Annotated in this window: 16 protein-coding genes and 1 pseudogene; 6 read left to right on the plus strand and 11 right to left on the minus strand. The window is 64.8% G+C overall.

The genetic code is table 11. The features are described 5' to 3' along the window. Nucleotides 1–86: 86 nt before the first annotated feature. From MRB47_RS11535 to aceE, 8 genes and pseudogenes are all read right to left on the minus strand, one after another. Nucleotides 87–1461: pseudogene (locus MRB47_RS11535) on the minus strand (IS91 family transposase). Next, complete coding sequence (locus MRB47_RS11540; RefSeq protein WP_252100770.1) at nucleotides 1392–1598, minus strand: RNA polymerase sigma factor; 207 nt, start codon at nucleotides 1596–1598, stop codon at nucleotides 1392–1394. The pseudogene MRB47_RS11535 and the gene MRB47_RS11540 overlap by 70 nt, the downstream one beginning before the upstream one ends. 129 nt (nucleotides 1599–1727) lie before the next feature. Next, complete coding sequence (locus MRB47_RS11545) at nucleotides 1728–2183, minus strand: DUF4148 domain-containing protein (protein WP_252100771.1); 456 nt, start codon at nucleotides 2181–2183, stop codon at nucleotides 1728–1730. Between the two features lie 66 nt (nucleotides 2184–2249). Then, a complete protein-coding gene (locus tag MRB47_RS11550; RefSeq protein ID WP_252100772.1) occupies nucleotides 2250–2876 on the minus strand; it encodes a DUF6448 family protein in 627 nt (208 codons plus the stop codon). A 699-nt stretch (nucleotides 2877–3575) separates the two neighbouring features. Beyond that, nucleotides 3576–5135: an IS91 family transposase gene (locus MRB47_RS11555; protein ID WP_252100773.1), complete on the minus strand. Its 1560-nt coding sequence runs from the start codon at nucleotides 5133–5135 to the stop codon at nucleotides 3576–3578. Nucleotides 5136–5243: 108 nt separating this feature from the next. Then, nucleotides 5244–7103, minus strand: coding sequence for a dihydrolipoyl dehydrogenase (gene lpdA, locus MRB47_RS11560; RefSeq protein WP_252100774.1), 1860 nt, complete (start codon nucleotides 7101–7103; stop codon nucleotides 5244–5246). A 16-nt stretch (nucleotides 7104–7119) separates the two neighbouring features. Next, nucleotides 7120–8805 (minus strand): dihydrolipoyllysine-residue acetyltransferase, encoded by a 1686-nt coding sequence (gene aceF, locus MRB47_RS11565; protein ID WP_252100775.1) that lies wholly within the window; start codon nucleotides 8803–8805, stop codon nucleotides 7120–7122. A 19-nt stretch (nucleotides 8806–8824) separates the two neighbouring features. Next, entirely contained in the window at nucleotides 8825–11521 is a 2697-nt protein-coding gene (gene aceE / locus MRB47_RS11570; protein ID WP_252100776.1) for a pyruvate dehydrogenase (acetyl-transferring), homodimeric type, read from the minus strand. A 169-nt stretch (nucleotides 11522–11690) separates the two neighbouring features. Here aceE and MRB47_RS11575 point away from each other — a divergent pair, with 169 nt between their 5' ends. The 5 genes from MRB47_RS11575 to MRB47_RS11595 all read left to right on the plus strand — a co-directional run bounded on the left by MRB47_RS11575 (nucleotide 11691) and on the right by MRB47_RS11595 (nucleotide 18679). Next, complete coding sequence (locus MRB47_RS11575; RefSeq protein WP_252100777.1) at nucleotides 11691–14237, plus strand: PAS domain S-box protein; 2547 nt, start codon at nucleotides 11691–11693, stop codon at nucleotides 14235–14237. Further along, entirely contained in the window at nucleotides 14234–14860 is a 627-nt protein-coding gene (locus MRB47_RS11580) for a response regulator transcription factor (protein WP_011805358.1), read from the plus strand. Before MRB47_RS11575 ends, MRB47_RS11580 begins: the two co-directional genes overlap by 4 nt. Before the next feature lie 78 nt (nucleotides 14861–14938). Continuing rightward, nucleotides 14939–15787 (plus strand): bifunctional methylenetetrahydrofolate dehydrogenase/methenyltetrahydrofolate cyclohydrolase FolD, encoded by an 849-nt coding sequence (gene folD / locus MRB47_RS11585; protein WP_252100778.1) that lies wholly within the window; start codon nucleotides 14939–14941, stop codon nucleotides 15785–15787. Nucleotides 15788–15874: 87 nt separating this feature from the next. Beyond that, a complete protein-coding gene (locus MRB47_RS11590) occupies nucleotides 15875–17908 on the plus strand; it encodes a M3 family metallopeptidase (protein ID WP_252100779.1) in 2034 nt (677 codons plus the stop codon). Between the two features lie 114 nt (nucleotides 17909–18022). Continuing rightward, nucleotides 18023–18679 (plus strand): glutaredoxin family protein, encoded by a 657-nt coding sequence (locus MRB47_RS11595; RefSeq protein WP_047350346.1) that lies wholly within the window; start codon nucleotides 18023–18025, stop codon nucleotides 18677–18679. Nucleotides 18680–18730: 51 nt separating this feature from the next. On the opposite strand, the gene rpiA is transcribed toward MRB47_RS11595, so the two are convergent. Then, nucleotides 18731–19420: a ribose-5-phosphate isomerase RpiA gene (gene rpiA / locus MRB47_RS11600; RefSeq protein WP_252100780.1), complete on the minus strand. Its 690-nt coding sequence runs from the start codon at nucleotides 19418–19420 to the stop codon at nucleotides 18731–18733. A 35-nt stretch (nucleotides 19421–19455) separates the two neighbouring features. Here rpiA and MRB47_RS11605 point away from each other — a divergent pair, with 35 nt between their 5' ends. Beyond that, the gene (locus MRB47_RS11605; RefSeq protein WP_252100781.1) at nucleotides 19456–20511 is read left to right on the plus strand and encodes a quinone-dependent dihydroorotate dehydrogenase; all 1056 of its coding nucleotides are present in this window, start codon (nucleotides 19456–19458) and stop codon (nucleotides 20509–20511) included. Between the two features lie 57 nt (nucleotides 20512–20568). On the opposite strand, the gene MRB47_RS11610 is transcribed toward MRB47_RS11605, so the two are convergent. Next, on the minus strand, nucleotides 20569–20892 hold the full coding sequence (locus MRB47_RS11610) for a hypothetical protein (protein ID WP_015913198.1): 324 nt from the start codon (nucleotides 20890–20892) through the stop codon (nucleotides 20569–20571). Then, complete coding sequence (locus MRB47_RS11615) at nucleotides 20889–21284, minus strand: phage holin family protein (RefSeq protein ID WP_015913197.1); 396 nt, start codon at nucleotides 21282–21284, stop codon at nucleotides 20889–20891. The genes MRB47_RS11610 and MRB47_RS11615 overlap by 4 nt, the downstream gene beginning before the upstream one ends. Nucleotides 21285–21308 lie beyond the last annotated feature (24 nt).

The following is a 21308-nucleotide window of genomic DNA, read 5'->3' on the forward strand; positions in this document are numbered from 1 at the left end:
GGCGTTCAGGAGAGTGATTTGCGGCGCTCGGCGTGTACCGGGCGCAGAGCCAGTTCGCGGCAAGTCAAAATCGCCGCTTTGTTCATTCACCAACTGATGCGCTGATCGACCTCAAAGTCCGGTGCCGGTTGCGCCGCCAGGTCCCAGTCTGCTGGCTCGGTTTGCGCCCCGTCATCCATCTGCGCATCACTACAGTCATCCCACAGCGGTGGCCCGCGCGCCGGGGAGATGCGGGGTGGCTCTGAATCTGCCCCGATGTGGTCCAGGATGTGCCGGATGTCAGCGCTGTGCGTAATGAACGCGATGATGCGCATCTGCCCGCCACACAGCGGACACAAGAGGGGGAACACCTCGTAGATGCGGGCGATCAGCACCGCCCACAGGTAGTGCGCTGCACGCTTGGGCAGCACCGGCTCGCTCTGGGATGGCAGCGCGCTGCTCATCGGTACCACACCAGGCGCGCACTCCCCCGTGCTGATCGACGCGCCCAGCACGGGAGCGGCTTGCGCCGGTGTCGCCAGCGCCGTCACCGCAGCCCTGAGCGGCGAGTTGGGTGCCAACACGCCAAAATAGCGGTGCCGGTGGGTGCGTGGCGGGGGAACCAGCGCGGCAATGCGGTCGATCAGCTCCAGCGGTGTGAGGTGCAGCTCATCAACCTTGGCACCGCGCTTGTCGCTGGTGGGTTCGCTGCGCTGCTTGCCGCAGCGGTACACCAGTTTGCTTCCCTCTTTGCGTAGGCGCTCCATGGAAAACGGTGGACGCGCGCAATAGCGCAGCAGCCGCTCCAGCGCAGCGCGGTCGTGGGCTTCGATGCAGACACCGGCGTCCACCGAGAAGCCGCTGTGTTTGTAGCCCAGCATGTCTTTGGCGTCACAGTTCTCCAGCAGGCCCCGAGCAACGAAGGCGCGCAGGATGCGTTTTTGCAGTGTGGTCTGCACTGGGGCCACGGTAGCCGCATCGATGCCGGTGGCCGCGTGAAAGATGACACCCGGCGATGAGATTCGAGGGGTCGCATCAGCATCGCCCTCGCCCTCCACTTCCTCAAACACCCCGTCCACCACACAAGTGGAAGTGGACGTGTTCATTGAGGCTGGAGCCGAATCGGTGAATGAAGGCGATGGCACCGATGTGCAGGCCTGCCTTGTCCATATGGGCCGCACCGGGGCTGTGGGTCTGCAGAGTTTGTGCGATCACCCGCAGAAAGATGCGCAGCACCATGCTCAGCACCGCTCCGTCGCGTTGCATGAAGTACCGCAACCTCTTGGGCACGGAGAGCACCCACTGGCGCACCGGCAGGCGGGGGAAAACGTGGTCGCTCAGGTGTGCCGCCGTCTCCACCATCCGCCGCGTGGTGCACGAGGGGCAGACTCCCCGGCCTTTGCAGGAGAAGGCTACAAAGTAGTCGTGCCCACAGTCGCCGCAGACGCTTCCTGCGCCTGTTCCATCGCTTCGTCGTGTGATCCGAGCATGCGCAACAGATAGCGGTAGACTGATTTCTGATGGCGTCGCACCAGATCGGAAAATGCTTTCCGATCACCTGCCTGTGCGCGCTGTACCCAGTCGTCGTCACGGCCATCATGGGCCAGCGTATCGGTCATCGCATTTTGAAAAAAAGAATGGCGACAAAATTTGATCCTCTAGCATCATAGTCTTCGCTCAGCTGTTTTTGGTTGCCACCTCGATCGGCATTGACCACTCTTCCACCTCGATCCAAGCCGTTGACGCCCCTAGCGGCTAAGGTGCAGTTCGTTGAGCTTGAGGCCGCTCTCATTGTTCGCCGTGATATCGCCGGTGCGGATGGCTACGGCAAGTTCGGCCTTGACCTGTTCACGAGTCACGCTTGACTGCACCTGTTTGCTCGGATATTGGTTCGGGTATATCTCGTTGAGCTTGAGGCCGCTCTCATTGTTCGCCGTGATATCGCCGGTGCGGATGGCTGCGGCAAGTTCGGCCTTGACATGTTCACGAGTCACGCTTGACTGCACCTGTTTGCTTGGATATTGGTTCGGGTATAGCTCGTTGAGCTTGAGGCCACTCTCATTGTTCGCCGTGATATCGCCGGTGCGGATGGCTACGGCAAGTTCGGCCTTGACCTGTTCGCGCGTGGTTCCGGCGAAGGCCGAGGTGCCACCGATCAGGCCGGAAGCGAGGATGAGTGCAGTTGCTGCAAGTTTCGTTTTCATGATAATGTTCTCAATGATTGACAGGAGGACATGAGGAGAGGTATCCCCTCACGTTGAAGCAGGTTCTTAGTCCTGATGGGCTGCTGCGGCGGGTCCCTGAGCAGTGCTGTGCGAGGGTTTTTCAGTGGCTTTGTAGATCCGCTCGACGGAATGGATATAGCCGACATACGCCTTCACATACTCTTGTCCGGCCGCCACGTCGTCAACCTTGAAATCCTTTTTGGCGATGACGTCCTTGAATTGTCCACCGACGCTTTTGTGGAGAGCCTGCGTGAGCATTTCCGCCAAGGGCTTGACGGCGCCCGTTTCAAGCGCCTTGTCTGCGGCCACCACTGCCGGGCCAAGGTCGCGGCCCGCAGGTTTGATCCCGGTGTAGGGTGCCCCTTCTCCGGCACGGTGCACGCGCACCAAGGTCTCGAAGAAGGCGTAGTCAGCCAGATTCTTGGCTGAAGAATTCAACTGCCTGACGTCGAGCGTCTTGCGAAATGCGTCCGTGATCTGCGCCTGATCAGAAGGCTGCACCCAGATCAGCACGCGATTGACGTTCCCGGTATCGAGCGCTTGCTGCGCTGCTTTGATCACCGGACCGTCCACGCCATCGCAATGCGCGGATGCAGGACCTGCTGCGAGCAGCAGTGCCGCTGAGATGCCCGCCAGGACAGAGACTTTTGCCGTGATTCGATTGAATTTCATGATGTGTAATCTTCCAGTATTGGTTACGAACTTCGTTCTAATATGAGCCCGGTCTCGATTCGAGTGGGCTTGTATATAAACGAAGCTGCTGCAAATTTGTTCCACGATTTTTTGATCAGCAGCGAGCGCGCCGGACCAAATGCATCCGGTCCCGAGCATTCGACGCTTGCGCGGATCAGCGCGCGTGCGGCTATTGCGCGTTAGGGTTGTTTTCTTGGAATCATCTTGAACAACAAGTCAGCGAGGGCCAGCCACTGGGGAGCGTGCAAAATCTAGGGCAATGATTCAGGTCCACGCCCACCGAGGCTGAAGGGTTAGATGACAATGAAGCAACAGGCGCTCAGACTCGCTGTTCTGCTTCTTCAAAAGGCCGTGAGTCCGAGAAGAGCTTCAAGACATCGGACCACTTTGTACGAGGCGCCTTGCGCGCCTTCCCACATCTAACTTGTTATAACCGGGACCTTTGCACTGCGCATGGAAATATTTCCTTAAGCCGCGTTTACGGATAGGCGTTTTAACCGCATGAGGCCAAGTATCGCACCGCGGAAGCGCCATCAAGCCGGCTGAGACACTCGATTTTCCCGCCCAGGTGTCAGGTTCACCACCAGGGTTTGGCGTTCAGGAGAGTGATTTGCGGCGCTCGGCGTGTACCGGGCGCAGAGCCAGTTCGCGGCAAGTCAAAATCGCCGCTTTGTTCATTCACCAACTGATGCGCTGATCGACCTCAAAGTCCGGTGCCGGTTGCGCCGCCAGGTCCCAGTCTGCTGGCTCGGTTTGCGCCCCGTCATCCATCTGCGCATCACTACAGTCATCCCACAGCGGTGGCCCGCGCGCCGGGGAGATGCGGGGTGGCTCTGAATCTGCCCCGATGTGGTCCAGGATGTGCCGGATGTCAGCGCTGTGCGTAATGAACGCGATGATGCGCATCTGCCCGCCACACAGCGGACACAAGAGGGGGAACACCTCGTAGATGCGGGCGATCAGCACCGCCCACAGGTAGTGCGCTGCACGCTTGGGCAGCACCGGCTCGCTCTGGGATGGCAGCGCGCTGCTCATCGGTACCACACCAGGCGCGCACTCCCCCGTGCTGATCGACGCGCCCAGCACGGGAGCGGCTTGCGCCGGTGTCGCCAGCGCCGTCACCGCAGCCCTGAGCGGCGAGTTGGGTGCCAACACGCCAAAATAGCGGTGCCGGTGGGTGCGTGGCGGGGGAACCAGCGCGGCAATGCGGTCGATCAGCTCCAGCGGTGTGAGGTGCAGCTCATCAACCTTGGCACCGCGCTTGTCGCTGGTGGGTTCGCTGCGCTGCTTGCCGCAGCGGTACACCAGTTTGCTTCCCTCTTTGCGTAGGCGCTCCATGGAAAACGGTGGACGCGCGCAATAGCGCAGCAGCCGCTCCAGCGCAGCGCGGTCGTGGGCTTCGATGCAGACACCGGCGTCCACCGAGAAGCCGCTGTGTTTGTAGCCCAGCATGTCTTTGGCGTCACAGTTCTCCAGCAGGCCCCGAGCAACGAAGGCGCGCAGGATGCGTTTTTGCAGTGTGGTCTGCACTGGGGCCACGGTAGCCGCATCGATGCCGGTGGCCGCGTGAAAGATGACACCCGGCGATGAGATTCGAGGGGTCGCATCAGCATCGCCCTCGCCCTCCACTTCCTCAAACACCCCGTCCACCACACAAACGTGGAAGTGGACGTGTTCATTGAGGCTGGAGCCGAATCGGTGAATGAAGGCGATGGCACCGATGTGCAGGCCTGCCTTGTCCATATGGGCCGCACCGGGGCTGTGGGTCTGCAGAGTTTGTGCGATCACCCGCAGAAAGATGCGCAGCACCATGCTCAGCACCGCTCCGTCGCGCTGCATGAAGTAACGAAGCCGCTTGGGAACCGACAGCACCCACTGGCGCACCGGCAGGCGGGGGAAGACGTGGTCGCTCAGGTGTGCCGCCGTCTCCACCATCCGCCGGGTGGTGCACGAGGGGCAGACTCCACGGCCTTTGCAGGAGAAAGCGACGAAGTAGTCATGCCCGCAATCCTCGTAACGAGCGCGGGCGAAGCCATGGGCAAAGATGCCGCACTCAAGATACTTGGCAAACGCTTTGCGCACGAAGGGCTTGGGGGTGTGGTGGTCGCCCTGGCCGTCGAACTGACCCGCGCTGGCCAACTCTAGCCAGGTCTCGTAGTGCTCGGCTACCGTTTGGTAGAGCAGCGTGCGTTCGGGGTGGCGTGGGTTGTAGAGCTTGGGCTTGGAAGTGGCTGACATGAATACTGTACAAATGCACAGTATTCTGCGGCGATTGTTTGGGTACGCAAAGCACAAGGCCCGAACCGTCGCCAGTTCGGGCCTTGTCAGGGTAGCTTGGCTGCGGACTTACTTGCGCGCAGGCGGCACATCCGTGCAGCTGCCATGCGCCACTTCCGCCGCCATGCCCATGCTCTCGCCCAGCGTGGGGTGCGGGTGGATGGTCTTGCCGATGTCCACCGCGTCGGCGCCCATCTCGATGGCCAGGGCGATCTCGCCGATCATGTCGCCGGCGTGCGTGCCGACGATGCCGCCGCCCAGGATGCGGCCGTGGCCGTGCGCCTCGGGGCTGTCGTCGAACAGCAGCTTGGTAAAGCCTTCGTCGCGGCCGTTGGCGATGGCGCGGCCGCTGGCCGCCCAGGGGAACAGGCCCTTCTTGACCTTGATGCCCTGCGCCTTGGCCTGGTCCTCGGTCAGGCCCACCCAGGCCACTTCGGGGTCGGTATAGGCCACGCTCGGGATCACGCGGGCGTTGAAGGCGGCGCTTGCCAGTTCCTTGTTGCCCTGCAGTTCGCCGGCGATGACCTCCGCCGCCACGTGCGCCTCGTGCACCGCCTTGTGCGCCAGCATGGGCTGGCCCACGATGTCGCCGATGGCGAAGATGTGCGGCACGTTGGTGCGCATCTGGATGTCGACGTTGATGAAGCCGCGGTCCGTCACGGCGACGCCGGCCTTGTCGGCGGCGATCTTCTTGCCGTTGGGGGTGCGGCCCACAGCCTGCAGCACCAGGTCGTACACCTGGGGCTCGGGCACCGTGACGCCGTCCTTGGCGGGCGCGAAGCTCACCTTGATACCTTCGGGCGTGGCCTCGGCGGCCACGGTCTTGGTATTCAGCATCACGTTGTCGAAACGGTGCTGGTTCATCTTCTGCCATACCTTGACCAGGTCGCGGTCAGCGCCCTGCATCAGGCCGTCCAGCATCTCCACCACGTCCAGGCGCGCGCCCAGCGTGCTGTACACCGTGCCCATTTCCAGGCCGATGATGCCGCCGCCCAGGATCAGCATGCGTTTGGGCACGTCCTTGAGCGCGAGCGCGCCGGTGGAATCCACCACGCGCGGATCGTCGGGCATGAACGGCAGGCGCACGGCCTGGCTGCCGGCGGCGATGATGGCGCGCTTGAACGCCACCACCTTCTTGGCGCCGGTCTTGTCCTGGCTGGTGCCGGTGGTTTCCTCCACCTCCAGATGGTTGGCGCCGACAAAGTGGCCGTAGCCACGCACGATGGTGACCTTGCGCATCTTGGCCATCTGGGCCAGGCCGCCGGTGAGCTTGGCGATGACCTTTTCCTTGTGGCCGCGCAGGGTGTCGATGTTGACCTGCGGCGCGCCGAAGTCGATGCCGGCGCTCTTCAGGTGGCTCGCCTCGTCCATCACCGCGGCCACGTGCAGCAGCGCCTTGGAGGGAATGCAGCCCACGTTCAGGCACACGCCGCCCAGGGTGGCGTAGCGCTCGACCAGCACCACGTTCAGGCCCAGGTCGGCCGCGCGGAAGGCGGCGCTGTAACCGCCGGGGCCGCCGCCCAGCACCAGCACATCGCACTCCACGTCGGCACTGCCGCCGAAGCTGGCCGCTTCGGTTTTAGGAGCTGCTGGCGCTTGAGCAGCGGGCGCTGGAGCCGGTTTTGACTCAGATGGCGGCGCGCTGGGCGTGCTCGCCGCGGCAGGGGCCGCAGCCGGCGCCGCCGCTCCCTGCGCCACTTCCAGCGTCAGCAGCACGGAGCCCTCGGCCACCTTGTCGCCCAGCTTGACCTTGAGCTCCTTGACCACGCCGGCGTGGCTGCTGGGAATCTCCATGGAGGCCTTGTCGGACTCCACGGTGACCAGGCTCTGCTCAGCCCGGATGGTGTCGCCCGGCTGCACCAGCACTTCGATCACGCCCACCTCGGCGAAGTCGCCGATGTCGGGCACCTTGATGTCGATGATTGCCATATGTTGTGCTCCGTCCTTACAGCAGGATGCGGCGGTAGTCCGCCAACACCTGGCCCAGGTAGGCGTTGAAGCGCGCGGCAGAGGCGCCGTCGATCACGCGGTGGTCGTACGACAGGCTCAGCGGCAGCATGAGGCGCGGCACAAACTGCTGGCCGTCCCACACGGGCTTCATCTGGCTCTTGGACAGGCCGAGGATGGCCACCTCGGGCGCATTGATGATGGGGGTGAAATGCGTGCCGCCAATGCCGCCCAGCGAGCTGATCGACATGCTGCCGCCCTGCATGTCGGCCGCACCCAGCTTGCCGTCGCGGGCCTTCTTGGCCAGCTCGGCCATCTCGGCGCTGATTTGCAGGATGCCCTTCTTGTCGGCATCTTTCAGCACGGGCACCACCAGGCCGTTGGGCGTGTCGGCCGCAAAGCCGATGTGGAAGTACTGCTTGTAGACCAGGGCGTCGCCGTCCAGGCTGGCGTTGAACTCGGGGAACTTCTTCAGCGCCGCGACCACGGCCTTGATGACGAAGGCCAGCATGGTGACCTTGACGCCGCTCTTCTCGTTCTCCTTGTTGGTGGAGACGCGGAAGGCTTCCAGCTCGGTGATGTCGGCCTCGTCGTTGTTGGTGACGTGGGGAATCATCACCCAGTTGCGCGACAGGTTGGCGCCGCTGATCTTCTTGATGCGCGACAGCTCCTTGCGCTCGACGGGGCCGAACTTGGCGAAGTCCACCTTGGGCCACGGCAGCAGGTCCAGGCCCACCCCTGAGCCACCCGCAGCGGGCGCCTTGCTGCCCTGCGCCTGGGTCTGCAGCGCACCGCTCATCACCTGGCGCGTGAAGGCCGCCACGTCATCCTGCGTGATGCGGCCCTTGATGCCCGTGCCCTTGACCTCCGCTAGCGGCACACCCAGTTCACGGGCGAACTTGCGCACCGAGGGGCTGGCGTGCGGCAGGCCCGGCGTGGGCGTCGAGGGCTGGTGGGCCGGCACGGGCGCCGTTGCCGTTGCCGCAGCTGGTGCGGGCGCGGAGGCCTGAGCCGCCACGGGCGCGGCAGCGGCCGGAGCGGAAGCGGCCGCTGGTGTAGAACCCTGCGCCGGGGCGGCGGCAGGTGCAGCGGCGGCACCTTCAAGCACCGCCACGAGGTCGCCCACATTGATCTTGTCGCCGATCTTGACCTTGAGCTCCTTGAGCACGCCGGCGGCGGGCGAAGGGATCTCCATCGAGGCCTTGTCGGACTCCACGGTGAACAGCGACTGCTCCACCTTGACCGCGTCGCCGGGCTGGACCAGCAACTCGATCACGGCGACGTCCTTGAAGTCACCGATGTCGGGCACACGCACCTCAACCGCGCCACCACCCGCAGCAGGAGCGGCGGGTGCAGCAGCCGCGGCAGGCGCTTGCGTTTCGATAGCTGCCGGCGCTTGTGCGGCAGGCGCTGGAGCCGGTTTTTCATCAGAAGCAGCGGCTTCGCCCGCGGCCTCCAGCACGGCGATCACGCTGCCCTGCTTGACCTTGTCGCCCAGCTGGACCTTGAGTTCCTTGACCACACCCGCGTGGCTCGACGGGATTTCCATCGAGGCCTTGTCGGACTCCACGGTGATCAGCGACTGCTCCGCCTTCACCGTGTCGCCCACCTTGACCAGCAGCTCGATCACGCCGACCTCGTCGAAGTCGCCGATGTCGGGAACCTGGATGTTTACCAATGCCATTGTCTTGTCTCCCGGGCCATCAGGCGTGCAAGGGGTTGATCTTCTCGGTCTGGAGGCCGTACTTGGCAATCGCCTCGGCCACCTTCGCCTTGGGCAGCTTGCCCTCGTCGGCCAGTGCGCTCAGCGCGGCCACGGTGATGTAGTGGCGGTTGACCTCGAAGTGCTCGCGCAGGCGGTAGCGGAAGTCGCTGCGGCCAAAGCCGTCGGTACCCAGCACGGTGTAGGAGCGCCCTGCGGGGATGAAGGCGCGGATCTGCTCGGCGTAGTTCTTCATGTAGTCGGTGGACGCCACCACGGGGCCCGGGCGGCCGCCCAGCTGCTGCGCCACGAAGGACACGCGCGGTGTCTCCAGCGGATGCAGCAGGTTCCAGCGCGCCACGTCCTGGCCCTCGCGGGTCAGCTCGTTGAAGCTGGTGCAGCTCCACACGTCGGCCTGCACGCCCCAGTCGGCGGCGAGCAGCTTCTGCGCCTCGATCGACTCGCGCAGGATCGAGCCCGAGCCCAGCAGCTGCACGCGCTTGTCGCCGTCCGCGCCGGCCTTGCACAGGTACATGCCCTTGATGATCTGCTCTTCCGTGCCCGGCTGCAGGCCTGGCATGGCGTAGTTCTCGTTGAGCAGCGTGATGTAGTAGTAGACGTTTTCCTGCTTCTCCACCATGCGCTTCAGGCCGTCCTGCATGATGACCGCCACCTCGTGCGCGAAGGTCGGGTCGTAGCTCACGCAGTTGGGAATGGTGTTGGCCAGGATGTGGCTGTGGCCGTCCTCGTGCTGCAAGCCTTCGCCGTTGAGCGTGGTGCGGCCCGACGTGCCCCCCAGGATGAAGCCGCGCGCCTGCATGTCGCCCGCGGCCCAGGCGAAGTCGCCAAAGCGCTGGAAGCCGAACATCGAGTAGTACACGTAGAACGGGATCATGATGCGGTTGTTCGTCGAATACGACGTCGCCGCCGCGATCCACGAGCACATGCCGCCCGCCTCGTTGATGCCCTCCTGAAGAATCTGACCGGCCTTGTCTTCCTTGTAGTACATCACCTGGTCGCGGTCGACCGGGGTGTAGAGCTGGCCCTTGGGGTTGTAGATGCCAATCTGGCGGAACAATCCCTCCATGCCGAAGGTACGCGCCTCATCCACCAGGATGGGCACCACGCGCGGACCCAGGGCCTTGTCGCGCAGCAGCTGCGTGAGAAAGCGCACGTAGGCCTGGGTGGTGGAGATCTCGCGGCCCTCGGCGGTGGGCTCCAGCACGGCCTTGAAGGTCTCCAGCGCCGGCACGGTGAAACTCTCGTCGGCGTGCGTGCGACGCTGCGGCAGGTAGCCGCCCAGGGCCTTGCGGCGCTCGTGCAGGTACTTCATTTCCGGCGTGTCGTCGGCCGGCTTGTAGTAGGGCAGCTTGTCCAGCTCGCTGTCGGGGATCGGGATGTTGAAGCGGTCGCGGATGTACTTGATGTCCTCGTCCGACAGCTTCTTGGTTTGGTGCACGGTGTTCTTGCCCTCACCGGCCTTGCCCATGCCATAGCCCTTGACGGTCTTGACCAGCAACACCGTGGGCTGACCCTGGTGTTCATTGGCCGCATGGAAGGCGGCATACACCTTCTCGGGCTCGTGACCACCGCGGCGCAGTTCCCAGATTTCGTCGTCGCTCAGGTGCTCCACGAGCTTGGCCGTCTCGGGGTACCTGCCAAAGAAATGCTTGCGGATATACGCGCCGTCCATGGCGCGGTAGGTCTGGTAGTCGCCGTCCAGCGTCTCCATCATCAGCTGCTTGAGCTTGCCGCTCTTGTCGCGTGCCAGCAGCTCGTCCCAGCCCTTGCCCCACAGCAGCTTGATGACATGCCAGCCCGCACCGCGGAAGTCACCCTCCAGCTCCTGGATGATCTTGCCGTTGCCGCGCACCGGGCCGTCCAGGCGCTGCAGGTTGCAGTTGATAACGAAGATCAGGTTGTCCAGGTTTTCACGTGCGGCCAGGCTGATCGCGCCCTTGCTCTCGGGCTCATCCATCTCGCCGTCGCCCAGGAAGATCCAGACCTTGCGGTTCTCGGTATTGGCGATACCGCGGGCATGCAGGTACTTGAGAAAGCGCGCCTGGTAGATGGCCATCATCGGCCCCAGGCCCATGGACACCGTGGGGAACTGCCAGAAGCCCGGCATCAGCTTGGGGTGCGGGTAGCTGGACAGGCCCTTGCCGCCCACTTCCTGGCGGAAGTTTTCGAGTTGGTCCTCGGTGATGCGGCCTTCCAGGTAGGCGCGGGCGTAGATGCCGGGCGCGCTGTGGCCCTGGAAATAGATGCAGTCGCCGCCGTGGCTCTCGCTCTCGGCATGCCAGAAGTGGTTGAAGCCCGCGCCCCACATGGAGGCCAGCGAAGCGAAGGAGCCGATGTGGCCGCCCAGGTCGCCGCCGTCATGCGGATGCAGGCGGTTGGCGCGCACCACCATGGCCATGGCATTCCAGCGCATGTAGGCGCGCAGGCGCTTCTCGATGGCGATATTGCCCGGGCAGCGGGCCTCCTGGTCCGGCTCGATGGTGTTCACGTATCCCGTATTGGCGGAGAACGGCAGGTCAATACTGCTCTGGCGGGCCTGCTCCAGCAATTGCTCCAGCAGGAAGTGGGCACGCTCCGGCCCCTCCTTGTCGATCACTGCCGACAGCGCGTCCAGCCATTCGCGGGTTTCCTGTTGGTCGATGTCGGTAGCGGTCAGGACTTTGGTCGGATCAGACATACCTGTCTCCTTGATTCAGTGGCAATAACGGTAATACGGGCGCGAGTTTCGCACAAATTTTCATCATTTCAAATGATGCTTTTTCATCTCTTAATATGAAAAATTGCTGCGATTGCACATTATTTCTTCAGATGAAATCGTCCCCGCGAAGCCTTTAAACTCCGCGCCCATGGAGTCTCCTGTCGCGCCCTCTTCCACCGTGTCTGCCGTTAAAACCCCGGCGCGCTGGTGGCGTGCCTGGTGGCGCAGCCTCTCGCCCACGCGCCAGGACCGGTTCGCGGCGCTGGCGCCCGTGGCATCGGTGCTGATGTTCCTCGCTGCCATCGTGGCCTCGTTCTGGTATTTGCGCACGGAAGAGGTGGAACGCGAGAAGGAAGCCCTCAGGCGCGACGTGGAATACGCCCAGCAGCGCGTGCGTTTGCGCTTGCTGGAGCGGCAAGAGCAGATCATGCGCATCGCGCGCGATCTGTCCAACCAGGATGTGGAGCGCGCGGACTTCGGCAGCCGCGCCGAGCCGCTCATCAGCCAATACCCCGAGCTGCAGGCCATCACCTGGATCGACGAGCGCCGGCGCATCCGCGCCAGCCACGCCGCGCCCGCCGTGACCAGCAGCCAGCTGCGCGTGGGCGGCGAGGTGCTCAAGCCCGGCGAGACCTCCAACCTCTTCAACGCCGTCCGCGACCTGCAGCAGCCGCTGTATTCGCAACCCACGGCCACCGAGGGCGAGAGAGCTCCCCTGCTGCAACTGCAGGTGCCCCTGTCGCCCCAGGGCAAGTTCGGCGGCGTGGTGCTGGCGGAATATTCCATCGACAGCCTGCTGCGCTATGGCACTCCCACGGAGGTGCTGGCGCGCTACGCCGTCACGTTGCTGGACGGCAATGGCCGCACCTTGGCGGGCACGCCCCTGCCTCCGCGCACCAATGCGCTGCTGCCCTGGACCACCAAGGCCAACCAGTACGAGATCCCGGTCTCCCCGGTGGGCAACGGCCTCGTGATGCGGGCGCAGGCGTACCGTACGTCGCTGGGCGTGGTGGGCAGCGGGCTGTTCTGGCTCGTGGGCACGCTCAGCGTGATGACGGCATGGATGCTCATCGCCACCTGGCGGCATACACGCAGGCGGCTGCAGGCCCAGGAAGCACTGGTGGCAGAAACCAACTTCCGCCGGGCGATGGAGAACTCCATCCTCACCGGCATGCGCGCGCTGGACCTGGAGGGCCGCATCACATATGTGAACGCCGCGTTCTGCCAGATGACAGGCTGGACTGAGGCCGAGCTGGTCGGGCAGACCCCGCCCTACAGCTACTGGCCCGAGGGCGAATATGAGTCGCTGCACGCCAATCTGCGCGACGAACTCTCGGGCAAGACCGTGCCCGGTGGATTCCAGGTACGCGTGCGGCGCAAGAGCGGCACGCTGTTCGATGCGCGCCTGTACGTCTCGCCGCTGATCGACGCACGCGGTCACCAGACAGGCTGGATGACCTCGATGACGGACATCACCGAGCCCAACCGCGTGCGCGAGCAACTCACCGCCTCGCATGAGCGCTTCACCATCGTGCTGGAGGCGCTGGACGCCTCCGTCTCCGTGGCGCCGCTGGGGAGCGAGGAGCTGCTGTTTGCCAACCGCCTGTACCGCCAATGGTTCGGCTCGCAGACCAGCGGCCACCTGCAACTGGTGGCGCAGGCGGGCGTGCTGCCCACCTCCTACAGTTCCGGCGGCATGGACGACGAAGATGGCCTGATGGGCCTGCCCACCGACTCGCTGACCAGCGCCCGTTCGGAGAACGCCGAGATCTATCTGCCCGATCTGGGCAAGTGGCTGGAGGTGCGCTCGCGCTACCTGAACTGGGTGGACGGCCGGTTGGCGCAAATGGTCATTGCCACCGACATCACGCCGCGCCGCCAGGCCGAGGAGCAGGCCGCGCGCCAGGCCGAACGCGCCCAGTCGGTCAGCCGCCTCATCACCATGGGCGAGATGGCCTCCAGCGTAGCCCACGAACTCAACCAGCCGCTCACCGCCATCAACAACTATTGCAGCGGCATGGTCTCGCGCATCCAGGGCGGCCAGATCAGCGAGGAGGCACTGCTCACGGCGCTGCAAAAGACCGCCCACCAGGCGCAGCGCGCCGGCCAGATCATCCAGCGCATCCGCGCCTTCGTGAAAAAAAGCGAACCCAACCGCACGCTGGCCGACGTGCACGAGATGGTGAGCGAAGCGGTGGAACTGGCCGACATCGAGCTGCGGCGCCACAACGTGCACCTGACGCACTACGTCGCCGCCCGCCTGCCCCAGGTGATGGCCGACACGATCCTGATCGAGCAGGTGCTCATCAACCTGATGAAGAACGGCGCCGAGTCCATCGCCCAGGCCCACCGCCCCCCATCCGGGCGCAGCGTGGAGCTGCGCGTGGTGCCGCGCCATGTGGATGGCCGCGGGGTGATCGAGTTTTCGGTGCAGGACACGGGCAAGGGCCTGGCCCCGGAAGTGCTGGCGCACCTGTTCGAGGCATTCTTCTCCACCAAGAGCGAAGGCATGGGCATGGGCCTGAACCTGTGCCGCAGCATCGTCGAGTCGCACCAGGGCCGGATGCACGCGGAGAACCTCTACAATGGATCGGAGGTCACCGGCTGCCGGTTCTCCTTCTGGCTTCCGCTCGCCACTGCTGCGGATGCCACTATCAATTCCGCAGCAACGTCAACCCCAAGGACTATTGCATGAGTTTGATTCCGAAAAAAGGCACCGTCTATGTCGTCGACGACGACGAAGCCGTCCGCGACTCGCTCCAGTGGCTGCTGGAGGGCAAGGACTACCGTGTACGCTGCTTTGATTCGGCGGAATCGTTCCTCGCACGCTATGACCCGCGCGAAGTCGCCTGCCTGATCGTGGACATCCGCATGGGCGGCATGACGGGCCTGGAGCTGCAGGACCGCCTGGTCGAACGCAAGTCGCCCCTGCCCATCGTCTTCATCACCGGTCACGGCGACGTCCCTATGGCCGTGAACACCATGAAGAAAGGCGCGCTGGACTTCATCCAGAAACCTTTCAACGAAGAAGAGTTGCTGGGCCTGGTTGAGCGCATGCTGGACCATGCACGCGAAGCCTTTGCCGACTACCAGCAAGCCGCCAGCCGCGACGCGCTGCTGTCCAAACTCACCAGCCGCGAGGCGCAGGTGCTGGAACGCATCGTTGCCGGCCGCTTGAACAAGCAGATCGCCGACGACCTGGGCATCAGCATCAAGACGGTGGAGGCGCACCGCGCCAACATCATGGAAAAGCTCAACGCCAACACCGTGGCCGACCTGCTCAAGATTGCCCTGGGGCCAGGTAGCGCCAAGGCCTAATTGCTCCGTTTTTAATAGCTGCCTGCGCATACCAGACAAGCGCCAGGCAGCTTTTTCATTTGTATCGTGGATTCATCAATGACAGCCCAACTGATCGACGGCAACGCCCTCTCCCGCCAACTGCGCACTGAAGTCGCCGCGCGCACGGCCGCGCTGAAAAGCCGCGGCATCACCCCTGGCCTCGCAGTGGTGCTGGTGGGCGACAACCCTGCCAGCCAGGTCTACGTGCGCAACAAGGTCAAGGCTTGCGAGGACGTGGGCTTTCACTCGGTGCTGGAAAAGTACGACGCCAGCATGAGCGAAGAACAGCTGCTGGCGCGCGTGCAGGCGCTGAATAACGACCCCGCCATCCACGGCATCCTGGTGCAACTGCCGCTGCCCAAGCACATCGACGACCACAAGGTCATCGAAGCGATCTCGCCCCTCAAGGATGTGGACGGCTTTCACGTCGCCAGCGCCGGGGCACTGATGGTGGGCGAGGTGGGCTTCAAGGCCTGCACGCCTTACGGCTGCATGAAGATGCTCGAATCCATCGGTATGAAGGACCTGCGCGGCAAGCACGCCGTGGTCATCGGTCGCTCCAACATCGTGGGAAAACCCATGGCCATGATGCTGCTGGCAGCCAACGCCACCGTCACGGTCTGCCACAGCGGCACGGCGGATCTTGCCGCCATGACGCGCCAGGCCGATGTGGTGGTGGCTGCCGTGGGCAAGCGCAACGTGCTCACGGCCGACATGGTCAAACCCGGCGCCGTGGTGATCGACGTGGGCATGAACCGCAATGACGAAGGCAAGCTCTGCGGCGACGTGGACTTCGAGGGCGTCAAGCAGGTGGCGGGCTACATCACGCCAGTGCCCGGCGGCGTGGGCCCGATGACAATTACCATGCTCCTGGTGAACACCCTGGAAGCGGCTGAGCGCCTCTGACGCGAGGCACCCCTGACCCGAGTGCCGGTGGGCGCGCGTTTGCGCCAACGGCTTGAACCCACTCACGGCAACGCCATCTAAGCCAGCATGAGCAATCCCCTCCTCGGCTTCTCGGGCCACATTCCCTTCGACCGCATCACCCCCGCCGACGTAGCCCCTGCGGTGGATGTGCTGCTGCAACGCGCAGACGCCGCACTGGAAACCGTCACCCAGCCGGACTTCCCGGCCCGCTGGGATGCGATTGCGCAGGTACTGGATGTCGCCACCGAGGAGCTGGGCCGCGCATGGGGCGCCGTCAGCCACCTCAACAGCGTGGCGGACACGCCCGAGCTGCGCGCCGCCTACAACGAGGCGCTGCCCAAGGTCACCGAGTTCTGGACCCGCCTGGGCGCCGACGAGCGCCTGTACGCCAAATACAAGGCGATCGACCCCGCCACGCTCAACCCGGAACAGCGGCAGGCGCACAGCAATGCGATCCGCAACTTCGTGCTGTCGGGCGCCGAGCTGCAGGGCGCAGCCAAGGAGCGCTTTGCCGCCATCCAGGAACGCCAGGCCGAGTTGCAACAAAAGTTCAGCGAGAACGCGCTGGACGCCACCGACGCGTACGCCTACTACGCCACGGCCGAGGAGCTGGACGGTGTGCCGGCCGACGTGCAGAACGCCGCCCGCGCCGCGGCCCAGGCCGAGGGCAAGGACGGTTACAAGCTCACGCTGAAGATGCCGTGCTACCTGCCGGTGATGCAGTTCGCCACCAGCAGCGCACTGCGCGAGAAGCTCTACCACGCCTACGTCACACGCGCATCGGACCAGGCCAGCGGCGACGCCGCGCGTTTCGACAACACCGCCGTGATGGGCGAGATCCTCGCGCTGCGCAAGGAAGAGGCGCAGCTGCTGGGGTATGGCAACTTCGGCCAGGTGTCGCTGGTGCCCAAGATGGCGCAATCGCCCGAACAAGTCATCCACTTCCTGCGGGACCTGGCGCACCGCGCACGGCCCTTTGCGGAGAAGGACGTAGCGGACCTGCGCACCTTTGCTGCGGAACATCTGGGCCTGGCCAACCCCCAGTCCTGGGACTGGCCCTACATCTCCGAGAAACTCAAGGAAGCGCGCTACGCCTTCAGCGAGCAGGAGGTCAAGCAGTACTTCACGGCGCCCAAGGTGCTGGCCGGGCTGTTCAAGATCGTCGAGACGCTGTTCGAGGTGGCCATCCGCCGCGACGTTGCGCCCGTATGGAACAGCGCCGTGGAGTTCTACCGCATCGAGCGCGGCGGCGAGCTGGTGGGTCAGTTCTACCTGGACCAGCCTGCCCGCCAGGGCAAGCGCGGCGGGGCCTGGATGGACGATGCGCGCGCCCGCTGGCTGCGCCCGGACACGGGCCTGCTGCAGACACCGGTGGCGCATCTGGTGTGCAACTTCGCTGACGGGGTGGACGGCCGCCCACCCCTGCTCACGCACGACGACGTGATCACCCTGTTCCATGAATTCGGCCATGGCCTGCACCACATGCTCACCCAGGTGAACGAGCGCGACGTGTCAGGCATCAGCGGCGTGGAATGGGACGCCGTGGAACTGCCCAGCCAGTTCATGGAGAACTTCTGCTGGGAATGGGAAGTGCTGCGCCACATGACCGCCCATGTGGACACGGGCGAGCCGCTGCCGCGCCCGCTGTACGACAAGATGATCGCGGCCAAGAACTTCCAGGCCGGCATGGCCACGCTGCGCCAGATCGAGTTCGCGTTGTTCGACATGCTGCTGCACACCGAGCACGACCCCCAAGGCGACGTGCTGGCGCTGCTGGACCGCGTGCGCGACGAAGTGGCCGTGCTCAAGCCTCCCGCCTTCAGCCGCTCGGCCCACACGTTCAGCCATATCTTCGCGGGCGGCTACGCGGCGGGGTATTACAGCTACAAGTGGGCCGAGGTACTCAGCGCCGACGCGTATGCAGCGTTCGAGGAAACTGCCGGCGCGGGCGGGGAACCCAGCGCGGAGACCGGCCGGCGCTACCGCCAGGCCATCCTGGAAGCGGGCGGCAGCCGCCCCGCCATGGACTCCTTCAAGGCCTTCCGCGGGCGCGAACCCACACTGGACGCGCTGCTGCGCCACCAGGGCATGGCAGCATAAAAGTGAGCGGTTCGCGCTTGTCTGCCGGGCGTTTGCGCCTGCTTTCTACTGGAAAATGGCTTGCAGCAAGCGCGATCAGCTATTATTTTTAAGAAACCAAGAGGAGAGGAACCCATGTCCATCATTCGCAACGCTGCCGTGTTGGCCACCACATGCGCCACGGCCGCCCTGCTGTCCACGGCCGCGCTGGCCCAGCAGGTGTACCGCATCGTCGGGCCGGATGGCAAGGTGACCTTCTCCGACCGCGCTCCCGCCGCAAACGCCGAGGGCACAGCGGTCGGCGCCGGACCACGCAGCGGCGGCAGCGGCGCCGAGGCCCTGCCCTACGCTCTGCGCCAGGTGGCCACGCGCTTTCCCGTGACGCTGTACACCAGCAGCGACTGCGTGCCCTGCAACAGCGCGCGCAATCTGCTGATCAACCGTGGCATTCCTTTCACCGAGCGCACCGTCAGCACCAACGAGGACATCGACGCGCTCAAGCGCATGAGCGGTGAATCCAGCCTGCCCTTCGGCACCATTGGCGCACAGCAGCTGCGGGGCTTTTCCGACACCGAGTGGACGCAGTACCTGGACGCCGCCGGCTACCCCAAGCAGTCGCAGTTGCCGCCGAACTACCGCCGCCCTGCGGCAGCCCCGCTCGTTGCGGTGCCTGCGCAGCCTGCAGCACCGGCTGCGGACAAGGCGTCCGCTGCTCCCGCACGACGCCCCTCGGCGCCACCGGCAGCACCCACGGGGCCGTCTCCCTCCAATCCGGCCGGCATCATCTTCTAAAAGCGAGGGGATGCTCGGCGCGGCATTGCCGCGCCACTGCCGTCCACCGGCTTACAAGGACAGCGTGCGTACGCCCTGTGCCGTGCCCAGCAGGCAGACGTTGGCCTTCTGCAGCGCAAACACGCCCACCGTCACCACCCCGGGCCACTGATTCACCTCGGTCTCGAACGCCAGCGGATCGCTGATGGTGAGGCCGCGCACATCCAGTATGTGTTGGCCGTTGTCGGTCACGAGCGGTTGGCCATCCTTGAGACGCAGCGTCGCCTGCCCCCCCAGCGACTCGAAGCGCCGCGCGATGTGCGCTGCGGCCATGGGAATGACCTCCACCGGCAGCGGGAACGCGCCCAGCACGTTCACCAGCTTGGACTCGTCCGCTATGCACACAAAGCGCCGTGCCAGCGCGGCGACGATCTTCTCGCGCGTGAGGGCCGCCCCTCCGCCCTTGACCATGTAGCCGTTGCCGTCGATCTCGTCGGCGCCATCGATGTACACCGACAGCGAGCGCACGTCGTTGGCGTCCAGCACGGGGATGCCCAGCGCCTTCAGCCGCGCCGTGCTGGCTTCGGAGCTGGAAACCGCGCCGCGGATGCTGTCCTTGATAGACGCCAGCGCGTCAATGAACTTGTTGACGGTAGAGCCGGTCCCCACGCCCACCAGTTCGCCCGGCACCACATATTGCAGTGCAGCTTGGCCGACCAGGGTCTTGAGTTCGTCTTGGGAAAGGGGTGTGGGTGCAGTCATGGGGGAAAATCCGGAAAGATCATTGAATTATCCCCATGTCTCTGCTGCCCTACGCCCTCGCCCGCTCCTTTCTCTTCGGCATGGACGCCGAAGCCGCCCACGAACTCACCATGGACATGCTGGCGCGCGGCCAGCGCACGCCGCTGCAATGGGCCTGGTGCAATGAAACCGTGAGCGACCCCATCGAACTGGCAGGCCTGCGCTTTCCCAACCGCGTGGGCCTCGCGGCGGGGCTCGACAAGAACGCCCGCTGTATCGACGCGCTGGCCGCCATGGGCTTCGGCTTCGTGGAGGTTGGCACCGTCACGCCCCGTGCGCAGCCCGGCAACCCCAAGCCGCGCATGTTCCGCCTGCCCGAGGCGCGTGCGCTCATCAATCGCCTGGGCTTCAACAATGAAGGGTTGGATGCCTTTGTTGCCAACGTGCAGCGCTCGCAGGTCCGCACACAGGGCCGCGGCCAGAGCAAACTGCTGCTGGGTCTGAACATCGGCAAGAACGCCACCACGCCCATCGAAGACGCCACGCGCGACTACCTCACCTGCCTGGAAGGCGTGTACCCGCATGCCGACTACGTTACGGTGAACATCAGTTCGCCCAACACGCAGAACCTGCGCGCTCTGCAGAGCGATGCAGCGCTTGACGGCCTGCTGGGCGCCATTGCCGAGCACCGCGAACAGCTCGCCGCCGCTCAGGGCCGCCGCGTGCCCATCTTCGTGAAAATTGCGCCGGATTTGGACGAGGCCCAAGTGGCCGTGATTGCCACCACACTTCAGCGCCACGGCATGGATGGCGTGGTTGCCACCAACACCACCATCCGCCGGGACGCCGTGCAGGGCCTGCGCCATGCCGGCGAGACTGGAGGCCTGAGCGGTGCACCCGTGCTGGAAGCCAGCAACGCCGTGATCCGCCAGTTGCGTGCCGCGCTGGGCCCGACTTTCCCGATCATCGGCGTGGGCGGCATTCTGAGCGCCGAAGATGCTGTGAGCAAAATCCGCGCAGGCGCCGATGTCGTGCAGATCTACACCGGCCTGATCTATGAAGGCCCTGCCCTCGTGGGCCGTGCGGCCAAGGCGATCCGCGATCTGCATTGAAAACGAACCAAGAAAAAAGGCCGCGATGCGGCCTGATAGAGACTGTGGAACAGGGCCTTAGCCGCGCCGCATGCGCATGACCAGCGGCATCACCAGGGTGGCCCAGCGCACCAGCCGTTGAGGCCCCGCCAGCACAGCAGCGCCCGCCACCGCTGCCACCGCAACGGGATGCAGGCGCGCAAACGCCACCAGCCGGGCCGCCAGCGGCGCATCGGGTTCCACCCGAACTTCCGCGCCTGCGGCCACGGCGCGCGCCTGGCGCAGGGCCGCGCGCCGAGCACGCAGCCGCTCACGCTGCACCAGAATGCGGTCCAGCACCTTCTGCTGCTGTGGGGTGGGCACGCGCGTCGGCTGCCCAGAGTCCAGGGAAGAGGGGCTCATAACTGCTCCTTGATGGTGCGCCAGTCCTGCTGCAACTCCCGCCGCGTAAGGGCAAAGGCATTACCCGCCTGTCGGCCGATGGACACCAGGGCCACCGCCACTGCCACCCAGGCCAGCAACCAGCCGCCAGCCAGCAACCATGCCACCAGCACGCGCTGCGGTGAATCCCAGAACTGGACCAGCACAGCCAGTGACAACAGCAGCAGGGCGATCACGGCCACGCATCCGAAGAGAACCAGCAGCACCACCAGCTGGGCCATGCGGCGCTTCTGGTCGGCCCATTCGAGCCGTGCGAGTTCGATACGGTCTTCCGCCGCGATCGCGCCTTCGATGATGGCGGCACGCCAGCGTGCAACCCAGCCTTCCAGGCCGAGCAGGGACAACCAGTTCATGCAAGCCCCTCCCAGGCGCTGGAG

Origin of the sequence: Diaphorobacter sp. LI3 (assembly GCF_022807955.1) — a bacterium.
Taxonomy (GTDB): Bacteria; Pseudomonadota; Gammaproteobacteria; order Burkholderiales; family Burkholderiaceae_C; genus Diaphorobacter; species Diaphorobacter nitroreducens.

Excerpts from the sequence above, each read along its gene's own strand:
- MRB47_RS11540 (WP_252100770.1), bottom strand. The coding sequence starts at position 1,598 with ATGACCGATACGCTGGCCCATGATGGCCGTGACGACGACTGGGTACAG.
- MRB47_RS11545 (WP_252100771.1), bottom strand. The coding sequence starts at position 2,183 with ATGAAAACGAAACTTGCAGCAACTGCACTCATCCTCGCTTCCGGCCTG.
- MRB47_RS11550 (WP_252100772.1), bottom strand. The coding sequence starts at position 2,876 with ATGAAATTCAATCGAATCACGGCAAAAGTCTCTGTCCTGGCGGGCATC.
- MRB47_RS11555 (WP_252100773.1), bottom strand. The coding sequence starts at position 5,135 with ATGTCAGCCACTTCCAAGCCCAAGCTCTACAACCCACGCCACCCCGAA.
- lpdA (WP_252100774.1), bottom strand. The coding sequence starts at position 7,103 with ATGGCAATCATCGACATCAAGGTGCCCGACATCGGCGACTTCGCCGAG.
- aceF (WP_252100775.1), bottom strand. The coding sequence starts at position 8,805 with ATGGCATTGGTAAACATCCAGGTTCCCGACATCGGCGACTTCGACGAG.
- aceE (WP_252100776.1), bottom strand. The coding sequence starts at position 11,521 with ATGTCTGATCCGACCAAAGTCCTGACCGCTACCGACATCGACCAACAG.
- MRB47_RS11575 (WP_252100777.1), top strand. The coding sequence starts at position 11,691 with ATGGAGTCTCCTGTCGCGCCCTCTTCCACCGTGTCTGCCGTTAAAACC.
- MRB47_RS11580 (WP_011805358.1), top strand. The coding sequence starts at position 14,234 with ATGAGTTTGATTCCGAAAAAAGGCACCGTCTATGTCGTCGACGACGAC.
- folD (WP_252100778.1), top strand. The coding sequence starts at position 14,939 with ATGACAGCCCAACTGATCGACGGCAACGCCCTCTCCCGCCAACTGCGC.
- MRB47_RS11590 (WP_252100779.1), top strand. The coding sequence starts at position 15,875 with ATGAGCAATCCCCTCCTCGGCTTCTCGGGCCACATTCCCTTCGACCGC.
- MRB47_RS11595 (WP_047350346.1), top strand. The coding sequence starts at position 18,023 with ATGTCCATCATTCGCAACGCTGCCGTGTTGGCCACCACATGCGCCACG.
- rpiA (WP_252100780.1), bottom strand. The coding sequence starts at position 19,420 with ATGACTGCACCCACACCCCTTTCCCAAGACGAACTCAAGACCCTGGTC.
- MRB47_RS11605 (WP_252100781.1), top strand. The coding sequence starts at position 19,456 with ATGTCTCTGCTGCCCTACGCCCTCGCCCGCTCCTTTCTCTTCGGCATG.
- MRB47_RS11610 (WP_015913198.1), bottom strand. The coding sequence starts at position 20,892 with ATGAGCCCCTCTTCCCTGGACTCTGGGCAGCCGACGCGCGTGCCCACC.
- MRB47_RS11615 (WP_015913197.1), bottom strand. The coding sequence starts at position 21,284 with ATGAACTGGTTGTCCCTGCTCGGCCTGGAAGGCTGGGTTGCACGCTGG.